The organism is Bradyrhizobium zhengyangense (genome assembly GCF_022012555.1).
Taxonomy (GTDB): Bacteria; Pseudomonadota; Alphaproteobacteria; order Rhizobiales; family Xanthobacteraceae; genus Bradyrhizobium; species Bradyrhizobium zhengyangense.
This window is the reverse complement of record NZ_JAKLTZ010000054.1, coordinates 1-4298: the sequence shown is the minus strand read 5'-3', so window position 1 is coordinate 4298 and position 4298 is coordinate 1. Positions and strand designations below refer to the sequence as shown.

The 4298-nt window shown below is 58.0% G+C and carries 4 protein-coding genes and 1 pseudogene; all 5 read left to right on the top strand.

Annotation, left to right across the window (positions count from 1 at the left end):
- Nucleotides 1-270: 270 nt before the first annotated feature.
- Entirely contained in the window at nucleotides 271-1497 is a 1227-nt protein-coding gene (gene ltrA / locus L6639_RS42635; protein WP_128929739.1) for a group II intron reverse transcriptase/maturase, read from the top strand.
- A 33-nt stretch (nucleotides 1498-1530) separates the two neighbouring features.
- Nucleotides 1531-1725 carry an IS66 family insertion sequence element accessory protein TnpB gene (gene tnpB, locus L6639_RS42630; protein ID WP_128929738.1) on the top strand — a complete coding sequence of 65 codons (195 nt, stop codon included), beginning with the start codon at nucleotides 1531-1533 and terminating at the stop codon, nucleotides 1723-1725.
- A gap of 45 nt (nucleotides 1726-1770) precedes the next feature.
- A pseudogene (locus tag L6639_RS42625) lies at nucleotides 1771-2580 on the top strand (IS66 family transposase); the annotation flags it as partial.
- Between the two features lie 202 nt (nucleotides 2581-2782).
- Nucleotides 2783-2917 carry a hypothetical protein gene (locus L6639_RS43210; protein WP_256436599.1) on the top strand — a complete coding sequence of 45 codons (135 nt, stop codon included), beginning with the start codon at nucleotides 2783-2785 and terminating at the stop codon, nucleotides 2915-2917.
- A gap of 214 nt (nucleotides 2918-3131) precedes the next feature.
- Nucleotides 3132-4298, top strand: a 1167-nt coding sequence (gene ltrA, locus L6639_RS42620; RefSeq protein ID WP_237867327.1) for a group II intron reverse transcriptase/maturase, incomplete at its 3' end; no start/stop codon positions are given.

Sequence of the window (4298 nt, the reverse complement as noted above, 5' to 3'; positions counted from 1 at the left end):
ACGCGATCTGGATACAGGCTCTTGTAGAGAACTGCAGGAACCAGTCGTTGTGATGCCAAGGGAGAAGTTCAAGCGGCACACACCGCGAGACGAGAGTACCGAAGCACAACACTGGGGCGGATCGGCTCGTAGTAGTGATGAAGGTGCTGTAATGGAACTGGAGCGAAGGGGCCGAAACAAGTGGGTTGCGCCCATATGCAACTGTGATGAGCAGGAGGACATGTGAGTGTAACCGGACGTAAGCAGTACGATATCGACAAGCAGACAGTGATGAAGGCCTACAAACTGGTCAAAGCCAATGCGGGCGCGGCCGGCGTGGATAAGGTATCGCTCGAAGCTTTTGAGAAGGACTTCAAGGGCAACCTTTACAAGGTCTGGAATCGAATGTCTTCTGGCAGCTACTTTCCACCTGCCGTTCGGGCTGTCCCCATTCCCAAGAAGAACGGCGGACAACGCATTCTAGGCGTGCCGACAGTAGCAGATCGCGTGGCGCAGACGGTCGTCAAGCTTCAGATTGAACAAGTACTCGAGAAAATCTTCCTTCCCGATTCCTACGGCTACCGGCCCGGAAAAGCCGCGCTGGACGCCGTCGGCATCACCCGGCAACGGTGCTGGAAGATGGACTGGGTGCTGGAGTTCGACATCAAAGGCCTGTTCGACAATATCAGCCACCAGTTGCTTATGAAAGCCGTCAGGAAGCATGTGCAAGACGAATGGGCTCTGCTCTACATCGAACGCTGGCTAACAGCGCCGATGCAAGGCAAAGACGGAGCGATCACCGCTCGCGACCGGGGTACACCCCAAGGCGGCGTGATCAGTCCCGTCCTTGCCAATTTGTTCTTGCATTATGCGTTCGATATATGGATGGCGCGAAACTTCCCGCAGTCACCGTGGTGTCGATACGCGGACGACGGGCTCGTACATTGCCGAACCAAGGCTGAAGCGGAAGCCATCAAGGCGGCGCTGCAGGCGAGGTTCAGGGAATGCGAACTCGAAATGCATCCCGACAAGACCAAGATCGTCTACTGCAAAGATAGCAATCGCCCGGGTAGCCATGCCAGTCAGTCATTTGACTTTCTGGGATTTACCTTTCGACCGCGCAGGGCAAGAAACCATCAGAAGAAAGAAAACTTCTGTACGTTCTCGCCAGCGGTCAGCAGGGCGGCAATGAAGTCTATGCGGATGACGATCCGGCAGCTCCGGCTCAGGCTTCGCTCGCAGACGGAAATCGACGCAATCGCCTTGGAACTGAACCCCGTCCTTCGTGGATGGATGCAGTACTACGGCAGATATGGGCGGTCAGAAATGCATAACCTGTATCGATACGTCGACGAATCTCTAAACCGCTGGGCGCGACGCAAATACAAAGGGCTGAAGAATGGAAAAGTCAGGGCCTCCACCAGGCTCAGGCTGATCCGCTGCCGTAGGCCGAAGCTGTTCGCTCATTGGACGATGTTAGGTTCTGCTTCGTTACTTGTTGAGAGCCGTATGACGTGAGAGCGTCACGTACGGTTCGGAGAGCGGCTCCGGGTGCAACTCCCGGGGCCGACTCACCATGGCCAGGGAGCATGCCTGTTCACTAAGAGACTTGAGAGAGGAAGGTTCGTCTGGCCATCGGTTGCGGGCGAAGCGGTGACGATCTCATCGGCTCAGATGAGCTACCTGTTGTCCGGAATCGATTGGCGCAACCCTCAAGAAACTCATCGTCCGACGCGTGTCGGATAGCCGTTTTTGGTTTGAATCTGCGGCTTGATCTGATTCAATGGCTTCATGACATCGAAGCCGGACGATCTTCCGTCGGATCTCGCGAGCGCCTACCTTGCGCTGCTGGCCGAGCGCGAGGCGTTGCAGGCTGAACGCGATGTGGCAGTCGCGGATGCCGCCAACGCGCGGGCGGAGCTGTCGGACAGCGAGGTGCTGATCGCTCATCTTGAGCTACGGATCGAGAAGCTCAAACGCGAACTGCACGGGCTGCGCTCCGAGCGCACGGCGCGGCTACTCGAGCAGTTGGAATTGGAGCTCGAAGAACTCGCCACCACGGCGACCGAGAATGAGCTGGCTGCGCAGGCTGCCGCCGCAAAAACCCAGAGCGTAAGCGCCTTCACGCGTAAGCGGCCGGTGCGCAAGCCGTGGCCGGACGACATCGAACGTGAGCGCGTCGTTATCGAGGCTCCAACGACCTGCGCCTGCTGCGGTGGATCGCGCCTTGCGAAGCTAGGCGAGGATGTGACCAAGACGCTGGAGGAGATTCCGCGTCGCTTTAAGGTCATCGAGACGGTACGCGAGAAGTTCACCTGCCGTGATTGCGAGAAGATAAGCCAGCCGCCGGCACCGTTCCATGCCACGCCGCGCGGCTTCATCGGTCCGCAATTGCTGGCGACAATGCTGTTCGACAAGTTCGGCATGCATATCCCGCTCAATCGCCAGAGCGTGCGCTTCAAGGCTGAGCGGATCGACCTGCCGCTGTCGACGCTGGCCGACCAGGTCGGCCACGGAACCTTCGCCGTCATGCCGTTGTTCCAGCTGATTGAGCGCCATGTCCTCGCCGCCGAGCGGCTGCACGGCGATGACAGTGTTCTGCAGAAGCACACAGAAAGGATGATCAAAATGATCTGAAAATCTGTGCGCGCAAGCTGTGGCAGCGATGAGGGTAGGCCCCTCGGGATCGACTTTCAGGAGTAGGTCTCAAATCACTTCAAGCGGCTTCGCTTAAGAGGCGCGGTCGTGAGCGTTGAAGCTAACGGTCGGGGGAGACCCGAACGGATACGCGTCCGAGAGACGAATGAAAATGAACCCGCCGATGAACCGTCGTAACGTGGAAATCGTCGTCAAAACCAGAGGTGTGTCGTCCCTCTGGGATGAGCCCGCCGGGAGCCTGATGACCGGGCGGGCGGCGACCGGCGTTGAGGGGGCGTGAATCGGATGCAGGCGCTGCCGCGGAACTGCAGGAACCAGTCGCTCCGATGGAAAGGGAGAAGCACAAGCGGAGAAGACCGCGAGGCGAGATTACCGACGCGGAGCACTGGGACGGACCGATCCGTATTAGCGACGAAGGCTCGTAATGGGGCCGGAGCGAAGGGATCGGATCAGGTGGGCTGGCCATCGTCGCAACTGGCAACAGGAGGACGTCGATGAACCAGCCGAGCAAGCCGTTCAACATCGACAAGAGAGAGGTGTACGAAGCATATCTGCAGGTGCGATCCAATGGTGGCGCAGCCGGTGTCGACGGAGTGACGATTGAGCAGTTCGAGTCCGACTTGAAGGGAAATCTCTACAAGATTTGGAATCGAATGAGTTCAGGCGCTTACTTCCCGCCGCCTGTTCGGGCTGTCTCCATTCCAAAGAAGAGTGGAGGCCAGAGGATCCTCGGGGTGCCCACCGTGGCGGACCGCGTGGCACAGACAGTTGTTAAACAACTGATTGAGCCGGCTCTTGACGCAATCTTTCTGGCGGATTCCTATGGCTACAGACCCGGAAAATCGGCTCTCGATGCCGTAGGCGTCACGCGACAGCGGTGCTGGAAGTATGATTGGTTTCTAGAGTTCGACATCAAAGGATTGTTCGACAATATCGACCACGAGTTGTTGCTACGGGCCGTCCGGAAACATGTGACGTGCGCATGGGCGCTGCTCTACATCGAACGATGGCTGACAGCGCCGATGGTGCAAGAGGATGGAACGATAATCGAGCGAAGCCGCGGCACCCCACAAGGGGGCGTGGTGAGCCCGATCCTCGCCAACCTCTTCATGCACTATGCATTTGATCTCTGGATGGCGCGGACGTTCCCCGATCTCAGGTGGTGTCGGTATGCGGATGACGGGTTGGTACATTATCGGAATGAGATGGAGGCGCAAAGCGTTCGCGAAGCGCTCCAGGCTCGGCTGGCGGAGTGCCATCTGGAATTGCATCCTACGAAGACGAGGATCGTCTACTGCAAGGATGATCGACGCCGAGGTAAAAGCGAGACGGTCATGTTTGACTTTCTCGGTTATTGCTTCCGGCCACGATCGGTCCTGGGGCCGCATTCGCAGAAGATGTTCTGTGGGTTCACCCCGGCGGTCAGCAAACCAGCGCTGAACGCCATGCGGGCGAAGGTCCGAGGCTTGAAACTTCGCAGGCGAGCCGAGGTGACGCTGGACGATATTGCTCGCGAGCTAAACCCGATGGTTAGGGGGTGGATCGCTTATTATGGGCAATACACCCGCTCAGCGCTTTATCCGCTGGCGCGCTACATCAACCAGACGTTAGGTATTTGGTTGAAGCGAAAGTACAAGCGCTTCCATCACCGTTTAGGACGC